Source organism: Ktedonobacter sp. SOSP1-52 (assembly GCF_016587395.1).
In genome coordinates this window covers 661,914-680,804 of the sequence record NZ_BNJH01000006.1, presented here as the reverse complement: position 1 = coordinate 680,804, position 18,891 = coordinate 661,914, and the positions used below count along the sequence as shown (strand labels likewise).

Below are 18,891 nucleotides of genomic sequence, written 5' to 3'. Positions count from 1 at the left end.
TCCTTATTAGCGCAGTGTCGGGGTCGGTCGTACTTGTGCTATGGGCAGTTCTTGGCGACGCTTGCGAGCCGCGACAAGGGCCTCGACATCCACATCGCGTGCCCAGGCGGGTTTCTCCGCGGCCCGTATCGCGCTGGCCGCGCATACTTTGTATTCAGGAATTTTCATCATCGGCTCTAGAACCGGGTTAGTGAGCTGATTCACGGCCTCTGTATGCCCATAGTGGTAAGGGATAAACAACGTATCCGGGCGAATTGAACGTATCACCAGCGCGGGGGCCGTCATCTCGCCCCGCCTGGTACGTACCGTTACCCAGTCCCCTTCTCTAATCTCCAGGCGCTGCGCCGTCTGCTCATGCATCTCTACCCAGGGGAAGGGGGCTTGCTCCTTTAAGAAGGGGGTCCGTCGCGTCTGGTTACCGGAGAGATAGTGATAGATCACGCGTCCAGTGGTGAGCACCAGGGGATACTCAGCGTCTGGCTCTTCGGCGGGCGGAATGTAGGGGATAGGATGCAGGCGCGCCTTGCCATCGGGGAAGCCAAAACTCTCCTCGTAGAGGCGGGGCGTCCCCGAATGCTCCTCTGTAGGGCATGGCCAGAATACCCCATTTTGCTCCTCAATCTTCTCATAGGTAATACCCCAGTAATCGGACTTCGCGCCTTTCGTGCAGAGGCGATACTCGTCGAAGATCTGGCGTGGGGACGTAAAGTTGAAGTACTGGCCCTTCCCCAGGCGCTGCGCCAGTTCACAGACAATCTCCCAATCCCGCTTGGCCTCGCCAGGAGGCTCAACCGCCTTATTGTATTTGATAACACGTCCCTCCAGGCTCGTGGTCGTCCCCTCGTCCTCGGCCCACACGGTACCAGGCAGTACAATATCCGCTAGCTCCGCTGTCTCCGAGAGGAAAAAATCAGCCACCACAAACAGGTCCAGCCCGCGCAGGGCCCGTTCAACGGTATGCTGGTCGGGCAGAGAAACCATGGGATTGGTACAGACCATAAAGCAGGCACGAATCTCCTGGCGCAGCATGGCAGGGATCATCAGAGTCGCGGGATAGCCAGAGTGGGGGAGCTCTTTTTCATCGATGCCCCAGACCGAACTGATGTACTCGCGGTCCTCAGGATTCTCGATATCGCGGCAACCGGGAAGCTGCGTCGCCTTCTGCCCGACTTCGCGGCCCCCCTGGCCATTCCCCTGGCCAGTCAGTGTGCCGCAGCCCGCGCCGGGACGCCCAAAGTTCCCCGTGGCCAGGGCCAGGTTCATGGCCGCGACACCATTATCGACGCCTTTGCTCTGATGCTCCAGGCCACGCGCGGTATAGGTCAGCGCAGCTTGCGCGCGACCATAGAGGCGCGCCGCCTCGATGATGGCCTCAGGTTTCAGCCCACACACCCGCGCTACGCCCTCGGGTGGATACTGCTCAATCAGAGCCTTTGTCTCCTCCCAACCAACCGTGCGTTCGCGTAGAAACTTCTCATCGACCAGGCCCTCTTTGAGAATGACATGCAGCATACCATTGAGCAGGGCAGAATCCGTGCCTGAGCGCAGAGGGAGATAGATATCAGCGGTGCGCGCAATGGGTGTCTGCCGTGGATCGGCAACGATAAGCTTACAGCCTCGATCTCGTGCCTGCCAGAGATAACTGGTAATGATGGGGAAACACTCCCCCACGTTGGCCCCGATCACGAAAATGCAATCAGCATGCAGCATATCGCTGATAGGATTGGCGGCACGATCAATACCAAGTGAGCGCTCATTGGCGCCTGTGGCCGAGGACATACACAGGCGGCCATTATAATCGCAATGGCGCGTGCCAAGCGCCACACGGGCAAACTTGCCCATGATATAGCACTTCTCGTTGGTCATGGACGACCCGCTAAAGACTGAGACGCAGTCTCTACCATGCTCGACCTGCAAGGCTTGAAAACGCTGGACAATGGTATCTAGCGCTTCATCCCAGCTTGCTGGCTCCAGGGGGCTATTTTTGCCATGGCGACGCATCAAAGGCCTGGTTAAGCGATCAGGATGGTGGACTGTCTGATAGGCTGTCGAGCCTTTGGGGCAAAGCATCCCGTGATTCAGGGGAAAATCTTCGCGTGGCTCCACGCCAACAACCCGCCCACGAGCAACCTTGAGGTACATGCCACATTGGACGCCACAATAGCAACAATGCGTGGGCACATAGCGATCAATAACCTCGTCCGAACGCCAGTGGTTCGGCGCATGGTCTCCGGTGTGGAAATCAAAGGTTTCGGGTTGATTCCTGCGCAAATGGCGAAAAATATTCTTGTCAACGCTCATATGCTTCCCTCATTTCAAGACCCTCTCTGGCAAGCAGAATCAGCCATTACAAAAAGCGGTTCCCCTCATGGCCCAACGCCGCGAGATTGGCCTGCGCGCGCAGGACGCGTTTGCAGGTGGGGCAGAGGTCCTGCCACCAGAGCGTATCCGTGGCCTGCTCCTCTACTGCCGGTGCATCTGGATGAGTCGCTCGCTTCTCCGGACTATCCACACGCAAGGTATAGTTCTCGCCAACTTCATACAGTGTCTTCTTTAAGTCCTGCACAAAGCGCACTGGGGCAAATTCTTCCTGGCAGCGCGCGCACTTCTGCATCGCGGTCCCTTCGCCTGTACGCCAGTACAGCTCGATCCCAACAGTAGCCGGGCGCTCAATAAGGTGGAAAAATTTGCCAAACGGGAGCGAGATCAGCCATAGCACCACAACCGCTTCATGGACCAGGGAGATATACCAATAATATGCGCCTCCCAGCCAGGTACTATCAGCGGTAAGCGCCAGGCCAGTAACAGCGATAGCCAGCAGCAAGGCCAGGGGCATAATATCGAAGCGGAAGCGCTGCACTGCGATCAAGGCCAGATCATGGAAGCGACGATGAAAGGCTAGTACCAGGCCGACCAGCAAGATCAGTGCCGTAATATCCAGCGCATGAAAAATGAGAAAGGCCAGAAACGTATCGGCTGGTAAGGAGAAGAAAGGAAAACCAAAGACCCAGATCTGATAGAGGCCAGAGGCAGTCTGGGTAAAACGCAGCCAGCCAAAGGTCAAGGGGAAGGTAATCGCGCAGGAGAGGATAACTCCCCAGAAGATACACTGATGTGTCAGCCAGCGATAGAAGCCACGCCTACGAATAAATTGCTGCGCGAACAGGTCGAACAGGGCGCCTGGAATCAGCATCGTATAACGCCGAAAATTGGCATAGGAGAGAAATAATTTCCAGCTACGCTTCCAGTAGCGGCCCGTCGGCGGGCGAAATAGCCAGAACGAATATTTATACGTCACTGCCGCGACCGCGAAAATAGTTGCTACAGCATAACCAATGAGCGCGGCATCAAACCAGTGGAAGCCTCGCGAGCCAAAGGCGATAAGAAGCCCCAGGACGACAGCCGCCAACACACCAAAGCAGACCGAACGCATTCGCAGGCTGATCGTCTTGCGTCGTCGCCGAAGATCCACGGATTTCCGCACTGGCCCAGGAGAAGGGATGGAGGTCTGAGCCATACAAGCATATCCTTTCGCCCAACGAGAAAGAGCTACTCTCATATGTAGCAAACAGAACAATATACATCGCTTAGCGATACAATATTGACACGCATGATATCTCCTTCAGGGTGACAATATGCCCCCAAAGTCATGCTTCTTGCCTGAGCGAACAGGCACCAAATGATCTCACCATGTAGAGTCCAAGCTAGCTTGGACTGGAGGCCCGCAGGCCGATACTCAATCGCAGGGGAGATCGCTGCGCTCGCAGTCCATGCCAGCATGGACCCTACATATGGCGGCGTACCACCATTTGCACATGCCTATCTGGTCGCAAGGTAAGCGACTTGCCTGGATCAGGCGTAATCTGTTGTCCTGGCACCAGTTCGAAGGTGACGTGTTGGGCGAGGGTTGAAAGAAGAAGTTGTCCCTCCATCATAGCAAAGTAGTTGCCAATACAAATGCGCGGACCCGCACCAAAGGGGAGATAAGCATAGCGCGGAAGCTGCTTCTCACGCTCAGGTGTAAAGCGCTCAGGATCAAACTCAAAGGGGCGCGGGAAGTAGTCGGGACGATTATGCATGACATAGGGCGCGATGAGAACCAGATCACCCTTATGCACCTGGTAGCCATCAATCACGATATCCTTCAACGCGGCACGCCCCATAGCATACGCCGGTGGATACATACGCAACGTTTCTTTGAAGACTTGCTGGCTGTATGGCAGCTTTGCGAGATCAGCATAGGTGGCCGCCCGCCCTCCCAACACACTCCGTGCCTCCTCCTGAAGCTTGCGGTATTGCTCAGGATGCTGGGCCAGCAGGTACCACGCCCAGGTCAGGGCCACAGCGGTCGTCTCATGCCCCGCGCCAAAAAGCGTCAGGCACTCGTCGATCAACTGCTCATTATCCATGGGCTTGCCCTCGTCGTCACGCGCCCGCAACAGGATCGAGAGAAAGTCGTTGCCCTCCTCCGCGCTGGAACGCCGTTCCTCAATCATCTGTTGAATACGGCTTCGCAACAGCGCAATCGCCTGGTGCGCCCGCTTATTCTGTGGCGTCGGCCAGTTATATGGAGTTGGAAGCAGGCGCGCCAGGCGGTGACCTACAAAATTGAGGGTCGTCGCCATCGCCGCACCAAGCTCATCGGTCTCTGTAAACACATCCACATTGAAGAGCACCTTGCCAATAATGCTCATGGTGATGGTGGTCATCTCTTCGTCGATATTGATCCGTGCGCTATCCTGCCAGCGCTGCTGTACCTGCTCGCCATAGTACACCATATTATCGGCATAGCTAGCGATGTGACGTGGCTGGAAGGGCGGTGCCATAATCTTACGCTGACGACGGTGGAAATCACCCTCGCTGGTAAAAATACCATTACCAATCACCGGGCGAAAGACATTATGAATGGATTCACCTTTATCGAAGTCGTAGGCATGCTCCACCAGGATACTATGCACATGCTCAGCGGAGAAAAAGGCTGGCAAGGCGAAGGGACCCATATGGAAGCCACTCACCGGACCCTGCTCACGCCACATACTCATCAACAGATTCAGGCGATCCTGCTGATACTTGAAGAGGCTTCCCACGACAGGCGATTCTTTAATATAGGGAATAGGCTTTACGGTAGTTTTCTCTTGCGTTTCCAGTTCTGTGACCATAGTCTCTCTGCCTCACTTCCTGGGCATCTATCTATTTGCTTTTCCCCAGGATACTTATTTCATTCATACAATTTTTTCTACCTCTATTTAATCACAGAACGGCCGCATATGCTTTAGCGAGGATTAATTTCAAAGCGCCAGATTGGTATGTCTCGCCATTCCCAGGGTGTATTCACAATCTCCTCGAGGGTGGAGGTGCCGCACCAATAGCGAATTCCATACATGGTCGCCCGGTGGCCAATTACGACGATTGTTTTCCCGTCATACTCACGCGCTACATCCTGGAGAAAAGTCCCCACTCGTTGGGCGGCCATAGAGGCGCTCTCGCCACCTGGGAAAGGCTCTGTGATACGCTGCGGAAATTCCCCTTCCACCTGCTCCCTGGGATACTGCGTCATCTCGCCATAATCAAACTCGCGCAGGCGTGCATCTGGTGTCACAGGCAAGCCACGCTCGCCAAAGAGAAGCTTTGCCGTCACAACCGCGCGTTGCAGATCGGAACAGAAAACAGCGTCGATCTTCTCACTCGCATAGTGCTTCCTCAGTTCCGCAGCTTGCTGCCTCCCCAATGCAGAGAGCGGCACATCCGCGTGTCCCGAGGCCCGTCCCGCCTCGTTGTCCACGCTCGTCGAATGAGGTGAATAAAAGAGCGTCAACATTTATGCTTCCTTCCTTGCCTTTTACAATTCTTTTGTATGCACGTTATAGCACAAATTGTAGGAGGCATGCGGGGTTTCCTCCTTTAGCGGATATTTTTACTGGCGCGGGAAAGGGAGCGCCCATTTCCAGACGCAGAAGACAAAGATTGCGCTTCCCAGGATGACAAACAGGTGGAAGATCTCGTGGAAGCCAAAGACGCGTGGGAAGGGGTTGGGCCAGCGCAGAGCATAGACAATTGCACCCAGCGTGTAGGAGACCCCGCCAAGAATCATGGTTACCACAAACGTCCAGGAGAGCGCGCTTAGAAAGGCGGGAAAGGCCAGGAGCGCGACCCAGCCCATGATAATGTAGAGCACGGTCCCAATCCAGCGTGGCAGACGCAGGGTATAGGGCACTACCGTAAAGGCCAGACCCAGAAACGCGAGTGTCCAGATCGTCACAAGCAGGGCGATACGTACCCAACCGCTGAGAATATTGAAGCAGAGTGGAGTATAGGTACCCGCGATCAGGACAAAGATATTGGAGTGGTCGATAGCACGAAGCACATGGCGTGTACCAGGCTTCCAGGTTCCGATATGATAAAAGGCGCTTACGGTGTACAATTCCATCATACTCAAACCAAAGACGAGCAGCGAAATGAGGCGTGGCACATCCGAACGGCTGAGCCAGCAAAAGAGAAACGTTAAAACAAGGGCCGCAAAGGCTGCCAGCGCGTGTGACCAGCCTCGCAACAATGGTTTGATGACCTTTTGCACCTCTTGCTCCAACGATGATACTTGTTCCTGAACCATGTTATATCCTCTACTTATAGAACCAAATGTGCAACTTTGGGGTGCGACTCCTCGCACCTGCGGCGCTCGGCTGAGTGCGTGGGATGCTGGGAGTGATGGGTGCTGGCAGCCTACGGCTGTCAGTGCGCACCTTTCCACATAACCACTTGTCTTATTAGAGCAACTTCTCATGGTGAGAGTTTCACGAGCGCGCGCAGGAGGAATAGGAGACCCGCACAAACACGCGGTTTTGGGTTGACATTCCCACGTTTCTTGTATATAGTTTGACTGTCAATCGTTGGATGATCAACAAATACATGTTGTTAATACCGTCGATCCCAGGCTGGGGACAAATGAGGATGTCAAAGAGCTGACGCAACGCGCCCATGCTCAGGGGATGCGTGTTATCCTAGATTTTGTTCCCAGCCACGTCTCCTGGCATCATCCCGCCTTCCTTGAGGCTCAGCAGAATCAGGATGCGGAATCAGCCGACTGGTTTACCTTCTACGCCTGGCCTGACAACTATCGTAGCTTCCTCGACATAGTTCCCTCGCTTCCCTCATTTAGCACCGATAGCCGCGGAGCGGCTTTCACCCCTGTCGTGTAGAGTCCAAGCTAGCTTAGACTCCGAGCGAAGCGACCTTCCCGCACCTAAGTATCGGCCTGCGGGCTGGGCGAGTCCAAGCCCGCCTGGACCCTACATGTCATTACAACTCATTTACTACTTATCCGAAAACCCTGAGCGCGAAGCGCTAGACACGCCAGTGAAGGCTTGCCGTGCCACCTTTAGGTGGTCCCCGAATGGGGATGGGTTTCGGAATAAGATCTTAGTATGTTGGAGGTTTGACAGCGACGTGCCCGGTCAGTACCGCTACCTGGTTGACATGGAGCAGTAGAGTAGGGTCCATTGCCCCACTTATCTGTAAGACTGCGCCCTGATGGATATCTTTGAGGCCACCTAACGCGATGGGCGTCGATGTGGGAAGCCATTGCATGCGAATGATTTGTCCTGTGCGCATGTAGGAGAGGTCGTTCTGGCGTATAAGCAGGGTCGCATAGATAAAATAGTCAAAATTATCGTACTTTGGCCTGCGGTCGATGACCTGGGTCTTCGTCACCTCGCAATAGATTTTGACAGGCATATCAGGAGTGACGCTGGCGGTAGGGGTAGGCGTCGTCTTCATCTGGGTTGGTGTGGCGGTCGGCGTAACAAAGGTTGCCAGGGGACCCATCTGGGTTGTACCATCGATGAGTGCTTGCTGCGTGCGATTCCAGGGTACATACAGTACCCAGGCAAGCAGCGCAACCATCCCAATCAGGATGCAAATACTCACTAGCGGTTGCCACCACCTATGTTGCGGACTTTTCACGCTATTTACTTCCTCTCAATACCTCTGGCAAGTAGATTTCGTCTCCCCATATATTCGCCCTTTGACTACTCTCTCTGGTGCCGGAATATAACACAGGCAGGGCGAAAATGCAACCAGGTTAAGAGAAGAGGCAGCGTTGTGCAGCTTTTTTGTCGCTTTATAATGCAAGTGATCACCGCTTTCGAGCTAGCCAGACTCATCATAGGTATCTAGAGTCGCGTATATGCGCTTCATAAGTACATCGTTTTGTACGATACGTAACGCGTCTATGCGCAAAGGAGAAGATCTATGAATTCTGCTACAGTGACCGTCTTATGGGTCACGTCGCTCCTCATGATCCTTTGTACACTCGTCTTTACCTACCGCTCATTTCGCGCGCGTACCGAAATCAAACACTTTTACTACCTCACCGCCCTGATTACGTTGATCGCGGCCACCCTATATATGACCATGGCCAGCGGTTATGGTGGCATCGGACTGAATGGGAAGGTCATCCTCTTTGGCCGCTACATTGACTGGGCAATTACTACGCCGCTCCTGCTCATGGACCTGGCCTTGATTGCCCTACCACGTAATTTTCCCAGCCGCTTTGCTGTCATCGGCACCATGATTGCTGCCGATGTATATATGATTGTTTCAGGACTGGGTGCCTCACTTATCCGCAGCAACTTCCGCTGGGCATTCTTTGCTGTAAGCTGTGCGGGCTTCCTGGCCGTACTCTACTTTATTGTAGTCAAACTTACTCCAGAAGCAAATGTACGCAGCGGACCAGTGCAGCGCCACTATAGCACACTGGCGATCATGCTCATCGCGCTCTGGGTCTGCTACCCCATCGTCTGGATCCTGGGTACCGAGGGCTTCGGCGTCATCTCTCTCTTGCCTGAGGTCATTCTCTACGCGATTCTCGACGTCCTGGCCAAAGGTGCCTTCGGCTTCGTACTTCTGAGCAAACCTGGAGTCCTCCTCGAAGCAGAGCGCGAGACTGCTCCTATTAACAGCGTAGCCGCGCAATGGTAACAAACATATTGTGCGCAGGCGCCAGGCGCCTGCGGTGCTCAAAGATATGCGAAGAAACTTCACACCAGTCGATGGCCGCCGTCTACAGGCAAAACAGTCGCAGTTGTAAACTCGTTCTCCATCAGGAAGATGGCTGCATGACCGATGTCCGAGGGGCGGCCAATACGGCCTGCTGGCAGACGCTGCGCCATCTGCTCAAAATTGGCTGATTTGTTGGCTGCCAGGGCCGATGTCTCCCAGATCGGTGTATCGATCCAGCCGGGGGAGATGGTGTTGACGCGTACTGGTGCCAGGCCAATGGCCAGGGCATAGGTAAACGAGAAGAGACCACCATTGACAGCTGCCACAAGTGCAGCTGTTGCCATTGGGCGCTCAGCAGCGATTCCAGCCGTAAAGGTAATCGAGCCGTGCCCGTTGATCTGCCGCGAGGCATATTTCGAGAGCAGTAGCGCCGCAATAAGCTTCGCATCGATAGTCTTGCACGCAGCCTCCAGGTCAAAGTCGCGAATTGGCTGGTAAGCGAGATGAGAGGCAGCCGAGACAAAAAGATGATCGAATCTCCCAGCAGTCTCAAACAGGTGGCGCACCTCGTCTTCACGCGTGACATCGGCGGAGATCGACTTTACACGCTCTCCGCCCGCCAGGTTCTCAGTAGCCTGGGCCAGTCGCTCCGAAGAACGTCCCACAATGACTACTTTAGCCCCTTTCGCCAGGGCAGCCTGAGCGACGCCAAATCCCATGCCAGAACTCCCCCCCACCACAATGATTGTATTTCCGCTGATATCCATATGTTGTCTCCTTGATATATCGTCTTGGGCCAGTAAAACCTCGTCCCCAATCCAGCGAAAGTGTATAATGAAAAGTATTCTTGAACCAGACGAGCGTTTATCATAGGAGTGGGACTCCTATGGAACATCAACAGCTAAAGGGAGCAGTCATGGCAAGCCAGCAGGAGCAATTACGCGTACAGGAACTCGGAGATTTTTTGCGCACCAGAAGGGGACGGATTGCTCCTGAATCGGTTGGCTTGCCACGTGGGGAGAGGCGGAGGACGCCCGGATTGAGACGCGCAGAGGTGGCGCAACTGGCGGGCGTAAGCGTGGATTGGTATACCTGGCTGGAACAGGGACGCCCAATCAGCGTTTCAATTCAGGTGCTCGAAAGTCTGGTTCAAGCCCTCCAACTGGATGCTAACGAGCGCGAGCATCTCTTCTTCCTGGCTCATCAGCAGCCACCTCCAGAAGGAACTTCACTGCGCGAGACGGTCAGCGCGACCTTGCAGCATTTTCTTGATCATCTTGACCTCAGCCCAGCCTTCGCTATCGGACCACGCTGGGATATTGTTGCCTGGAATGATGCTGCGCGCGTCGTGTTGTATGATTTTCCTCATATGACGCCACGCGAGCGCAACGTTCTCTGGCTCACCTTTGCCTCTGCCTCTCATCGCCAACGAATAATAGATTGGGACAAGCACGCGCGCCGTATTCTAGCACAATTTCGGACGAGCTATGGACGTTTTCCCGGCGATCCATGGATGACGGAGTTAATTGCCGATTTGCAAACCATTAGCCCCGAATTTCGCGCGTGGTGGTCCGATCACGAGGTGCTACGTGGGCCAGAGGGTCAAAAGGTGCTCAAACACCCTCAGGCGGGTATCCTGGCCTTTGAGCATCTCATGTTTCAGATGTACGATGAGCCAGATTTGAAGGTGGTTGTGTATACGCCCATCAAAGAAGGGGAGACAGGGGAGAAAATTCGTCAGCTACTGGTGCAAGGATACGGTCCCGTGGAAACGGTGCGCCCCTAAACCAGTAGCAAGACTGGTCCTCTTTTTAGTGGGAAAGTTCCTGTACACGCTCCTCAATCACGCTTGCAAGGACGGTGGCGTCTTCATAGTCCTGCCGATAGAGCGGCGTACCCAGGCGCAGTGTCACCTGCCAGCGCCGCTTGCCAGGTGTATAGCAAAAGCCTGTAGGGACAATGGCAACCCGCGTCTGCTTGTCCCGCTCTGCCAGTGCCACCAGGCGCACAAAGCCCGCCCGGAAGGGGAGAAAAGCGGCGCCACAATCTTTAGGATTAGGATCGGGATCGACATTTGGGTAGGCCTCGGGGAAGATTACCAGTCCCTCCCCCCAGCGCAGGAGTAGCGTCGCGTCCTTGACTGCGTTTCTCAGATATTTCTTCACCTCGTCAACTCGGAAAATACGCTCTCCTTCCTGACCATCCGTGGTTAAGAAGAGTCGTTCAGTACGTAAGACCGTTGGCCAGGCGAGGGTGGTACATGCCCACTCCATGAGCGCGCGTTGCCAACGCGTGCGTATCCAATCCAGCGCCACAAAAATATGCATGCGCCTGGGGATGCAGCGCAAGAGAATGCAGCCATCATACAGGTGATGGTAGTGCCTGGCTGCGATCAGGAGTGGCCCCTTCTCTGGAAGGTTCTCAAGCCCCTCCACCGTTATCCTGGTTCCTGCGGTGGTGATAAACCAGCAACCAATCTGAAGCACACACTGAGAGATAGCCCGAATGACACGCACAACAAATGGGGGTCGGCCAGGAGCGTGCCCGCTCTGTTTCTCTTTCTCAGAACGCTGACGCACAAGCATAACAGGGGTCAGGCCAAGCACAACTCCTAACTCGGGAGACGCGGTTATTGAGTGCCACAATAAACTCATAGAGAACCTCTGCGTATGACGGTGCGACCACGCCAGGTATGCTTACGCCTCAAAGCCATTCTGCCCAGTTGCATGGCTACCGGCAGGTCACACAACGGCGAGAACCAGTATGACCATGGGCGCCTGGGATAGGCACGCGCCGTTCCCACCAGGACTCCCAGGCGCATCGCTATCAGGACTCCATTTACCGTTAGTATACGCCAATTACGTGTGTGGAGGAAGAGGAGGAGGAAAAGCAAGAGTGGGAGAGGTAGGGCCTGCACCAGGAGAATCTCCAACCAGCCAAGAGCTGTCTGCATCCCCGAGAAATGATCGTGCAGGGGAAGCGAGCGTGTCCAATTCTGCCAGGCCTCACGCCAGCTCGCATACATCTTTACTGATACCAGGTCGTCTGCTTCATAGAAGCCAACGCGATACCCATCGCGTACCAGCATCCGCGCCATAGTAACATCTTCACTGACCGAAAAACGAGTGCTGGCAAATCCATCATTGCGCGCCAGCGCTGTGCGTCTGAAGAGAAAGCACTGGCCATTCACCTGAACGTCTTGTACACGTTGAAATTCTCTCCCGGGGACGCCAAAACGATAGACCAGCGTTGTAAGCAAAGAGGGATGTACAAAGCCTTCGCCAATGCTTCCCAATTCCTGTTGCGTCGCCACGCTCAGCCCATCAAGCTGAACCGTCCTGGCGTACTCCAGTAACGTTGAGGCAAGTAGCGGCTTTGTGTGTACATCCGCATCTATGATTAATATCCAGTTGGCTGTAGGAGCGACAGCTTTCCAACCTGTTTGCAGCCCCCAGACCTTGCCGTTCCAATCCTCGGGAACGGGACTGGCATCCATAAGGTGGATACGCGTGTCGCGCTGGGCATAGGTAGTCACGAGTTGTTGTGTACCATCAGTCGAACCTCCATCGACAACCAGGATCTCGCAGACCTCGCTTCCCTGCGCCATTAACCCTTCCAGGCAAGGTGCCAGACGTGTATATTCATTCAGGACAGGCACAATAACAGCTACCTGTTCTCCGGCTGCCTGCACTGTCTCCCGCGCCTGGAGACGTTTCCCACCGCCTCCCTTTGCTATACGCCATGCCACACGAGCCGCAAAAAATAGTTGCACACACGTTATCAGTTGAAGGGGATATCCTTTACCCAACGTTGGTTTCCTCTATTTCTCATGACGCCGCTACTGGCGTACGCGGCTACTGTTGATCTGGCGGAGTAGTCGCGTACGCCAGTAGCGAGGCAATCTGTATTCCGTGTTCGAGCGCGCGATGGACGCGACCACCGACGAAGCCATCACCGCAGAAAGCCAGTCCGGATGGCAGGGTAAGCGTGTGCAACTGCTCGCTATCGGCCTTCTGGTCAGGCAGAGCATAGCGCCAGCGCTGGACATCGCTAAAGATGGGGGTTGCCAGTTCCTCTTCCTGCACCAGTTGCGCCACCATGTCTGCGCCCTCTCGCACAAGCTCCGAGTCTTCTCTCTCCCATTGTGCACGGCTATAATCAGGGGCCATCTGGGCGATAAGGAGTCCCGCACCCGAGGAAACGCGCTCTGGCGCTTTCTCGTGTTCCCAGGCCAGCCAGGAAATGGGGTGAGCCTTGTCGATATTGACCAGGGCATAATATGGACGCCGCTGTGGCGTAGGGCGATACCCAAGCATGATGGAGAGCAATGGCCGGTAGGTTGCCACACTCAACTGGGTATCTATCGCCTCCTGTAAGCCAGGCTCTAATTGGCTTCTCTGGAGTAATTCTCGGGCCTGGGGAAGGGGAAACGTTATAAGAAGCCTGGAGAAAGGACCTTGCTCTACTCCATGTTCAGGTGTGAGCCACCAGCCTTGAGGAGTCTGTTGGACATGATCGATACGTGTTTCCAGATGAATGTCGAGTCCCCTGGCCATCTGTTTGGCCAACGTGGTCAGACCGCTGCGATAGGTCCACTTCTCCTCGGCGTTTTGCTCGGCGTCGCCCTCCTGGATCTCTCCCTGGCCGTTGAAGACCCAGACTGGTTTCTCGATATCGATAAGATCAGGGGTACGAAAGCGCCCCGTAATCCAGGAGATCGAGGCAGGTGCTCCCGGCTTGATGTACTGTGCACCATGATCGTAGATAAAGCCCTCGCGGCTGCGTGTCGCAACACGCCCACCCACGTCCCGGCTCTTCTCAAAGAGCGCCACCTGCCAACCCGCATCTTGCAAGACATGGGCTGCCGCCAGCCCGCTACATCCCGCCCCCAGAATGGCAATCGCTGTCATAAGCTTCTCCCTTCAATGCTCACCTACCTGGCTTAACAAAATATGCACATATAACTCTATTGTATCGCACACTCAGGTGCAACAAGAAGCGCGAGGCAAGTGGCCTCGCGCTTCTTGTTGCACCTGACCCTTTACTGAGCGCGGGCTGAACCGAGCATCTCGCGCAACTGGGCCTCGTCCTGACTTGAAAGTGAGGTCTGGATGACCTGGAACTGGATATCTTTAATTTGAGGCATGATCTTATCCATAACCGCCTCGCGTGTCAACAAGAAGAGCGCGGCCTCTCCTGGCTGAATTGAATTTGCAACTTGCTTGATAAAATTATCGTCAATGCCGATATCGGTCATTTTTCCGGAGAGGGCACCCGCCCCGGCTCCTATCGCCATACCAGCCAATGGATTAAGAAAGAGCATGCCAATCAGCAGTCCCCAGAAGGCGCCTCCCATCGCACCAGCGCCCACCAGGTTGTGCGCCTGGCGGATCTTGGGACGCCCATCGGCTCTACGCGTGACCAGCGCGGCATCATCACATTTAATTAACTTCTGGGTCTGTAGCTGGGTTATGACATCGAGCATACGTTGGGCTGTTGCTTCATCAATAAACTTGAGCACGAAAAGATTTTCCTTGGAACCTCCTGCTGGGGCTTGCATAGCGCTTTATCTCCTTGTGTGTCGCTTTTTAAAGTAGAGGATATTCCCTCTACTTTCTCCACTATAATGAGCATCTCCTCATATGCCATCACATATTAGGAGTATTTCTCCTGCCCCTTTAGAGTGATCTCTTCAACACAAGTAGGGAGCGTGTTTGGGAAGGCAGTACAATAGAAGTATCCCAACATAAACATTTGCCATAAAGCCTGGAACTTTCCTCAGTAAGGAGCGATTCCGCAATGCCTATGCGTGTTTCTTCAGAGGGCGAGGCATCAACTATCGATCTCTGGCGCAAACGATTCTTCGTTTCATTGACGCTCTTAACCTGGCTGGTTATAGTTGGTATTCTCGCGCGCTTTATTGGCCTTATCGCGGGTCCCATCATCCTGCTCACGCTTGCGGGGCTTATCGCCTATATCATTCATCCCCTGGTGAAAATCCTGGAGCGTATGTTGCCCCGACCCCTGGCGATTGCCGTGGTCTTTCTGGCGCTGCTGCTACTCCTGGTTTATCTCCTGTATTTTGTGATACTCGCAGCCATCCAGCAGCTCGCCTCCCTTATAACCTCGTTGCAGACCTTTGTGCAGCATCCCACCTTTCAGAAACAACTCCAGCCGATCTTTCACTTTCTGACCCAGATCGGCTCCTCTCCACAGCAATTAGTGGGCGCGCTCCAGCAGGTCGCAGGCTATCTACAGGGCGCCGTCTTTAATATTCTTCCCTTTATCAGCAACCTGTTCGCGATCATCATCAACGCCATTATCTTAACCTCATTCTGTCTGTACTTCTTAATCGATGGATCACGGGCAGTACACTGGTTCAGGCAAAACACGCCACAGCGCTTCAAAGCAAAGATAAACTTCTTTATCGATACGCTTGAACGCTCGTTTGGAGGTTATGTCCGGGGGCAGATCATATTGGCCGTCATTATTACGCTGATTACTGCGGTTGGGGCCTCGTTTATTGGTGTCCCCTTTATCATCCTGTTGTCAATCATCGTCTTTGTCTTTGAGTTCGTACCTATTATTGGCGCGTACATTTCGGGTACGATTGGCGTGCTTTTTGCCCTCGCAAACGGCTGGCATACGGCACTGATCATGGCTATCTTTGTGACGATTATCAACGGCGTTCTGGAGGGACAAATCCTGGCTCCTCGTATCCTGGGGCATGCTATCGGCCTCCACCCTATCATCTCTATCTTTGCCTTGCTCATAGGTAGCAGCCTCTTCGGAATTATCGGCGCGGTTCTCGCGGCGCCCGTAGCCGGTCTCTGCCAAGCCCTGGTCCAGGCCTACTGGACAAACTGGCGCACCACCCATCCCGAAGAATTTTCTCCTAAAACCCCAGAGGAGACTTAAATGGGAGGCTACTTTCTCTCGGCCTCTATACGTGCAATCTCTATATGCGCTCGCTGTACCTCGCGCACAATAAAGTATGTTGCCGTAGCCCAGGCTATTGATGCGACCACTGATGCCAGGGGAACCGTAAGCGCCAGCAGTTCGCCCACACTGTATCTTTGCGGATCCCGAATATATGCCTCTCTTGAGGAGTTGCTATCAACACTGCTATTTTTCATGCTCGTTTGCTTTCTTTCTTAGTATTATCTTGTTCAGAGCGGCTTCTCGCCTAAACTGATCACGCCTGACGTCTCCAAGCACAACCTTATCGTACCTGATCGATATCGGGTCTGGCAAGACATCCTTTGAGGCAAGCTTATAAGCCAAAATCTGCTACAATTTTGTTGTGAAAAGCCCGACAATATGCTATTATGAGCAAGTTCAAGGCGTTTCTAGATAAAAGAAAGGGACACAATTCATGAAAAATACATTCTGCTATACGAGGTTGTGCAACCTTTCCGCGACAAGAGCCTGAGTAATACCCACCTAACAGACATTCCTAATATTCGTTTATCCACATCTAATAACTCGGTATGTCTCATCGCCTTTATTCCTCGCGGAAAGTACTTCTATAAAAGGCATTCAGCTATTTTTGCTATGCAGCTTTAGCCTTATTCAGCACATCCTCTCTACACAAACCTTCTTCCTGGCATTTCTCCGGGTTGCTGCATGCCCGAAAATACTTGAAAGTAAAAGATCAACTTTTGCGAAGAGGAAACATACTTTTATGACACAGCACCAAGCACAAGATGTAATTAAAGCTGAGATCACTCCAGCAGATCATACCGACGTTAAGGCTTTGCTGGATCTCTGTGCTCAGCATGATGGCCTGGCTTTGGCAGTCAATGTAGATAACCTGACGCATGAACCTGGCAATGGCTTTCTCTACTACAGAGGAGGGCAGCTTATTGGGGTCGCTTTTCTCTTTGGCGAGTGGACCATTGAGGTTATTGGCGCGATCCATCCTGCATATCGTCGCCAGGGTGTAGGGCGACGCCTGTTAGACGCGATCAAAAGCTACTGTCGGAAACAGGGCAAAGAAGGATTGACCATTATTGGCGTGGGTGGATGGGAGGCTGGCAAGGCCTTTATTCATGCTGCTGGAGGAACCTATACCCTTTCAGAGTACCATATGGAACTGGCTACTACTGACATTAAGCGACCAGCGGTGTGGCGTGATGACCTCACCCTGCGCCAGGCGACTCCTGCTCAAGCCGCACAGGTAAGTGGGATTGCCATTCAGGCCTTTGGCGATGCCGAAGAGGAGGTTGCTCCGTGGGTGGCAAAAGCCATTCTTAAACCCGCGCGCCGTTTCTTTCTAGTTACCCTAGGCTCCGGTGAGGCGGTAGGCTGTATCAGCACGATCGCAGTGGGAGATGGACAGGTAGATATTACTGCCTTTGGTATCCTTCCATCGTTCCAGGGAAAGGGCCTGGGGCGCCAGGTTCTCACTATGACGGTCGAGATGCTACTGGCTGAAGGCTGGCAACGTATCGGCCTCGATGTGGAAACAGAGAATAGCCACGCCCTTAGTCTCTACCAATCCTGCAGCTTCCAACAAACACGCGTTGATCACTACTACCAACTGCAGTTATGATTTTAATCAACAAAATTTTTCATATCTTATGTGTTTAGTTTCTAGCTGCCCCTAAGTTCTTTAGGCTATAGGAAGTTTCCTCCTATGATCAAGTTCAAGTTTGCTAATTGAAAGGATTTTGTCTAATGTCTTCTCAGCCCACACTACACATCGCTGTAGATAACGATATCCAACTCCGCTTGCTTGAGCTTCATCATGCGCAGGTCTACAACGACCTGGCCAACCGCAACAGAGAGGCTCTGGCAGTCTGGATGCCCTGGGCAACATATGAAAATTCCCTTGAGCAGACGCAGAGCTTTCTCCAATACAAATTGCGCCAGTTTGCTGATGGCAAAGGCGCTCAGTTCGGTCTCTGGTATCAGGATCAGCTTGTAGGTGCGCTGGGTCTCAATGATCTTGATAGAGAGGATAGCAAGGTTGAGATCGGGTACTGGGTCGATACCTCTATGCAGGGCAAGGGGCTTGTGACCAGGGCCAGCCGTGCTCTTATCGCCTATGCCTTCCATGAGTATGGCTTAAACAAGGTCGAGATTCACTGCGCGACTGCTAATAAGCGCAGTCGCGCAGTTGCGGAGCGCCTGGGGTTTCTCCACGAAGGCACAATTCGTCAGGCCCAGCGACTAGGTGACCACTTCGTTGATATGGCTATTTATGGCATGCTAGCAAGCGATTGGAGAGAGGAGCATTAAGCATCTCCACTTTCGGGCGCCAGGCGTGGTATCTCTGGCGCCCGTCCACGTTTGTAGACCATCAGGGTGCGCTTAAAGATAATTACAACCTTACTATCCTGGTTATAGCCCGTGGTCTTTACGGCGATAATCCCAACATCCGGACGTGAGCGCGATTCACGCTTCTCCAGCACCTCTGACTGTGAGTAGATGGTATCGCCCTCAAATACAGGATGTGGAAGGCGAACTTCATCCCAGCCCAGGTTGGCAAAGACGTTCTGCGAGATATCCGTCACGCTCTGGCCTGTCACAAGTGCCAGGGTAAAAGTCGAATCCACAAGCGGCTTGCCAAATGTTGTCTGTGCCGCATAGTGGTGATCAAAGTGAATGGGAGCCGTGTTCTGAGTCAGCAAGGAGAACCACATGTTGTCCGTCGTGGTCACGGTTCTTCCAAGCGGATGTTGGTAGATATCGCCTATCTCAAAGTCCTCAAAAAAGCGACCACGCCAGCCTCCTTTTGTTGCCATGAGTAGTCCTTTCTTCAAAGAGCCTTCGCGCCTGTGGCGCTCAGGCAGTAAGGGTGTATAGGTGAAAAACGGCTTTGCCGTTTTTCACCTATACACCCTTACCCAGTTTGACTATTTGTGTGTTTTATCCCTTACACGGTTTGGG

The 18,891-nt window shown here is 53.6% G+C and carries 19 protein-coding genes; 6 read left to right on the top strand and 13 right to left on the bottom strand.

Translation table 11 applies throughout. The annotated features are described in order from the left end of the window. Positions 1 to 6: 6 nt before the first annotated feature. The 5 genes from JMJ16_RS48135 to JMJ16_RS48115 form a co-directional block, all read right to left on the bottom strand. The gene (locus JMJ16_RS48135) at positions 7 to 2,301 is read right to left on the bottom strand and encodes a molybdopterin oxidoreductase family protein (protein WP_201393254.1); all 2,295 of its coding nucleotides are present in this window, start codon (positions 2,299 to 2,301) and stop codon (positions 7 to 9) included. 46 nt (positions 2,302 to 2,347) lie between these two features. Beyond that, positions 2,348 to 3,517, bottom strand: a complete 1,170-nt coding sequence (locus tag JMJ16_RS48130) for a hypothetical protein (protein WP_201393252.1) — start codon at positions 3,515 to 3,517, stop codon at positions 2,348 to 2,350. Between the two features lie 268 nt (positions 3,518 to 3,785). Then, the gene (locus JMJ16_RS48125) at positions 3,786 to 5,159 is read right to left on the bottom strand and encodes a cytochrome P450 (protein WP_201393250.1); all 1,374 of its coding nucleotides are present in this window, start codon (positions 5,157 to 5,159) and stop codon (positions 3,786 to 3,788) included. Between the two features lie 113 nt (positions 5,160 to 5,272). After that, positions 5,273 to 5,818 (bottom strand): histidine phosphatase family protein, encoded by a 546-nt coding sequence (locus JMJ16_RS48120; RefSeq protein WP_201393248.1) that lies wholly within the window; start codon positions 5,816 to 5,818, stop codon positions 5,273 to 5,275. Positions 5,819 to 5,914: 96 nt separating this feature from the next. Then, on the bottom strand, positions 5,915 to 6,610 hold the full coding sequence (locus JMJ16_RS48115) for a hemolysin III family protein (protein ID WP_201393247.1): 696 nt from the start codon (positions 6,608 to 6,610) through the stop codon (positions 5,915 to 5,917). Between the two features lie 277 nt (positions 6,611 to 6,887). On the opposite strand from JMJ16_RS48115, the gene JMJ16_RS48110 reads away from it, so the two are divergent. Next, positions 6,888 to 7,196 (top strand): alpha-amylase family glycosyl hydrolase, encoded by a 309-nt coding sequence (locus tag JMJ16_RS48110; protein ID WP_201393245.1) that lies wholly within the window; start codon positions 6,888 to 6,890, stop codon positions 7,194 to 7,196. 220 nt (positions 7,197 to 7,416) lie between these two features. On the opposite strand, the gene JMJ16_RS48105 is transcribed toward JMJ16_RS48110, so the two are convergent. Next, on the bottom strand, positions 7,417 to 7,959 hold the full coding sequence (locus JMJ16_RS48105; protein ID WP_201393243.1) for a hypothetical protein: 543 nt from the start codon (positions 7,957 to 7,959) through the stop codon (positions 7,417 to 7,419). Positions 7,960 to 8,247: 288 nt separating this feature from the next. Here JMJ16_RS48105 and JMJ16_RS48100 point away from each other — a divergent pair, with 288 nt between their 5' ends. Further along, entirely contained in the window at positions 8,248 to 8,976 is a 729-nt protein-coding gene (locus JMJ16_RS48100) for a bacteriorhodopsin (RefSeq protein WP_201393241.1), read from the top strand. 59 nt (positions 8,977 to 9,035) lie between these two features. Here the strand turns inward: JMJ16_RS48100 and JMJ16_RS48095 are convergent, their stop codons facing one another. Continuing rightward, on the bottom strand, positions 9,036 to 9,764 hold the full coding sequence (locus JMJ16_RS48095) for an SDR family oxidoreductase (RefSeq protein ID WP_201393239.1): 729 nt from the start codon (positions 9,762 to 9,764) through the stop codon (positions 9,036 to 9,038). Between the two features lie 119 nt (positions 9,765 to 9,883). Between JMJ16_RS48095 and JMJ16_RS48090 the strand changes: the two genes are divergently transcribed. Then, entirely contained in the window at positions 9,884 to 10,783 is a 900-nt protein-coding gene (locus JMJ16_RS48090; protein ID WP_201393237.1) for a helix-turn-helix transcriptional regulator, read from the top strand. Positions 10,784 to 10,808: 25 nt separating this feature from the next. On the opposite strand, the gene JMJ16_RS48085 is transcribed toward JMJ16_RS48090, so the two are convergent. From JMJ16_RS48085 to JMJ16_RS48070, 4 genes are all read right to left on the bottom strand, one after another. Beyond that, complete coding sequence (locus JMJ16_RS48085) at positions 10,809 to 11,651, bottom strand: 1-acyl-sn-glycerol-3-phosphate acyltransferase (RefSeq protein ID WP_201393236.1); 843 nt, start codon at positions 11,649 to 11,651, stop codon at positions 10,809 to 10,811. After that, the gene (locus JMJ16_RS48080; RefSeq protein WP_201393234.1) at positions 11,648 to 12,805 is read right to left on the bottom strand and encodes a glycosyltransferase family 2 protein; all 1,158 of its coding nucleotides are present in this window, start codon (positions 12,803 to 12,805) and stop codon (positions 11,648 to 11,650) included. The genes JMJ16_RS48085 and JMJ16_RS48080 overlap by 4 nt, the downstream gene beginning before the upstream one ends. Before the next feature lie 46 nt (positions 12,806 to 12,851). After that, on the bottom strand, positions 12,852 to 13,907 hold the full coding sequence (locus JMJ16_RS48075; protein ID WP_201393232.1) for an NAD(P)/FAD-dependent oxidoreductase: 1,056 nt from the start codon (positions 13,905 to 13,907) through the stop codon (positions 12,852 to 12,854). A 131-nt stretch (positions 13,908 to 14,038) separates the two neighbouring features. Beyond that, entirely contained in the window at positions 14,039 to 14,557 is a 519-nt protein-coding gene (locus tag JMJ16_RS48070) for a DUF1269 domain-containing protein (RefSeq protein ID WP_201393230.1), read from the bottom strand. 239 nt (positions 14,558 to 14,796) lie between these two features. On the opposite strand from JMJ16_RS48070, the gene JMJ16_RS48065 reads away from it, so the two are divergent. Beyond that, positions 14,797 to 15,915 (top strand): AI-2E family transporter, encoded by a 1,119-nt coding sequence (locus tag JMJ16_RS48065; protein WP_201393228.1) that lies wholly within the window; start codon positions 14,797 to 14,799, stop codon positions 15,913 to 15,915. Positions 15,916 to 15,923: 8 nt separating this feature from the next. On the opposite strand, the gene JMJ16_RS48060 is transcribed toward JMJ16_RS48065, so the two are convergent. Beyond that, positions 15,924 to 16,133 (bottom strand): hypothetical protein, encoded by a 210-nt coding sequence (locus tag JMJ16_RS48060; protein WP_201393226.1) that lies wholly within the window; start codon positions 16,131 to 16,133, stop codon positions 15,924 to 15,926. A 548-nt stretch (positions 16,134 to 16,681) separates the two neighbouring features. Between JMJ16_RS48060 and JMJ16_RS48055 the strand changes: the two genes are divergently transcribed. Further along, the gene (locus tag JMJ16_RS48055; RefSeq protein WP_201393224.1) at positions 16,682 to 17,551 is read left to right on the top strand and encodes a GNAT family N-acetyltransferase; all 870 of its coding nucleotides are present in this window, start codon (positions 16,682 to 16,684) and stop codon (positions 17,549 to 17,551) included. Positions 17,552 to 17,676: 125 nt separating this feature from the next. Beyond that, complete coding sequence (locus JMJ16_RS48050; RefSeq protein WP_201393222.1) at positions 17,677 to 18,240, top strand: GNAT family N-acetyltransferase; 564 nt, start codon at positions 17,677 to 17,679, stop codon at positions 18,238 to 18,240. Here JMJ16_RS48050 and JMJ16_RS48045 read toward each other — a convergent pair. After that, positions 18,237 to 18,746, bottom strand: coding sequence for a MaoC family dehydratase (locus tag JMJ16_RS48045; RefSeq protein ID WP_201393220.1), 510 nt, complete (start codon positions 18,744 to 18,746; stop codon positions 18,237 to 18,239). The genes JMJ16_RS48050 and JMJ16_RS48045 overlap by 4 nt on opposite strands. Positions 18,747 to 18,891 lie beyond the last annotated feature (145 nt).

Bases quoted from the DNA above. Each gene is read 5' to 3' on its own strand.
- JMJ16_RS48135 (WP_201393254.1), bottom strand. From the start codon at position 2,301: ATGAGCGTTGACAAGAATATTTTTCGCCATTTGCGCAGGAATCAACCC.
- JMJ16_RS48130 (WP_201393252.1), bottom strand. From the start codon at position 3,517: ATGGCTCAGACCTCCATCCCTTCTCCTGGGCCAGTGCGGAAATCCGTG.
- JMJ16_RS48125 (WP_201393250.1), bottom strand. From the start codon at position 5,159: ATGGTCACAGAACTGGAAACGCAAGAGAAAACTACCGTAAAGCCTATT.
- JMJ16_RS48120 (WP_201393248.1), bottom strand. From the start codon at position 5,818: ATGTTGACGCTCTTTTATTCACCTCATTCGACGAGCGTGGACAACGAG.
- JMJ16_RS48115 (WP_201393247.1), bottom strand. From the start codon at position 6,610: ATGGTTCAGGAACAAGTATCATCGTTGGAGCAAGAGGTGCAAAAGGTC.
- JMJ16_RS48100 (WP_201393241.1), top strand. From the start codon at position 8,248: ATGAATTCTGCTACAGTGACCGTCTTATGGGTCACGTCGCTCCTCATG.
- JMJ16_RS48095 (WP_201393239.1), bottom strand. From the start codon at position 9,764: ATGGATATCAGCGGAAATACAATCATTGTGGTGGGGGGGAGTTCTGGC.
- JMJ16_RS48090 (WP_201393237.1), top strand. From the start codon at position 9,884: ATGGAACATCAACAGCTAAAGGGAGCAGTCATGGCAAGCCAGCAGGAG.
- JMJ16_RS48085 (WP_201393236.1), bottom strand. From the start codon at position 11,651: ATGAGTTTATTGTGGCACTCAATAACCGCGTCTCCCGAGTTAGGAGTT.
- JMJ16_RS48075 (WP_201393232.1), bottom strand. From the start codon at position 13,907: ATGACAGCGATTGCCATTCTGGGGGCGGGATGTAGCGGGCTGGCGGCA.
- JMJ16_RS48070 (WP_201393230.1), bottom strand. From the start codon at position 14,557: ATGCAAGCCCCAGCAGGAGGTTCCAAGGAAAATCTTTTCGTGCTCAAG.
- JMJ16_RS48065 (WP_201393228.1), top strand. From the start codon at position 14,797: ATGCCTATGCGTGTTTCTTCAGAGGGCGAGGCATCAACTATCGATCTC.
- JMJ16_RS48060 (WP_201393226.1), bottom strand. From the start codon at position 16,133: ATGAAAAATAGCAGTGTTGATAGCAACTCCTCAAGAGAGGCATATATT.
- JMJ16_RS48055 (WP_201393224.1), top strand. From the start codon at position 16,682: ATGACACAGCACCAAGCACAAGATGTAATTAAAGCTGAGATCACTCCA.
- JMJ16_RS48050 (WP_201393222.1), top strand. From the start codon at position 17,677: ATGTCTTCTCAGCCCACACTACACATCGCTGTAGATAACGATATCCAA.
- JMJ16_RS48045 (WP_201393220.1), bottom strand. From the start codon at position 18,746: ATGGCAACAAAAGGAGGCTGGCGTGGTCGCTTTTTTGAGGACTTTGAG.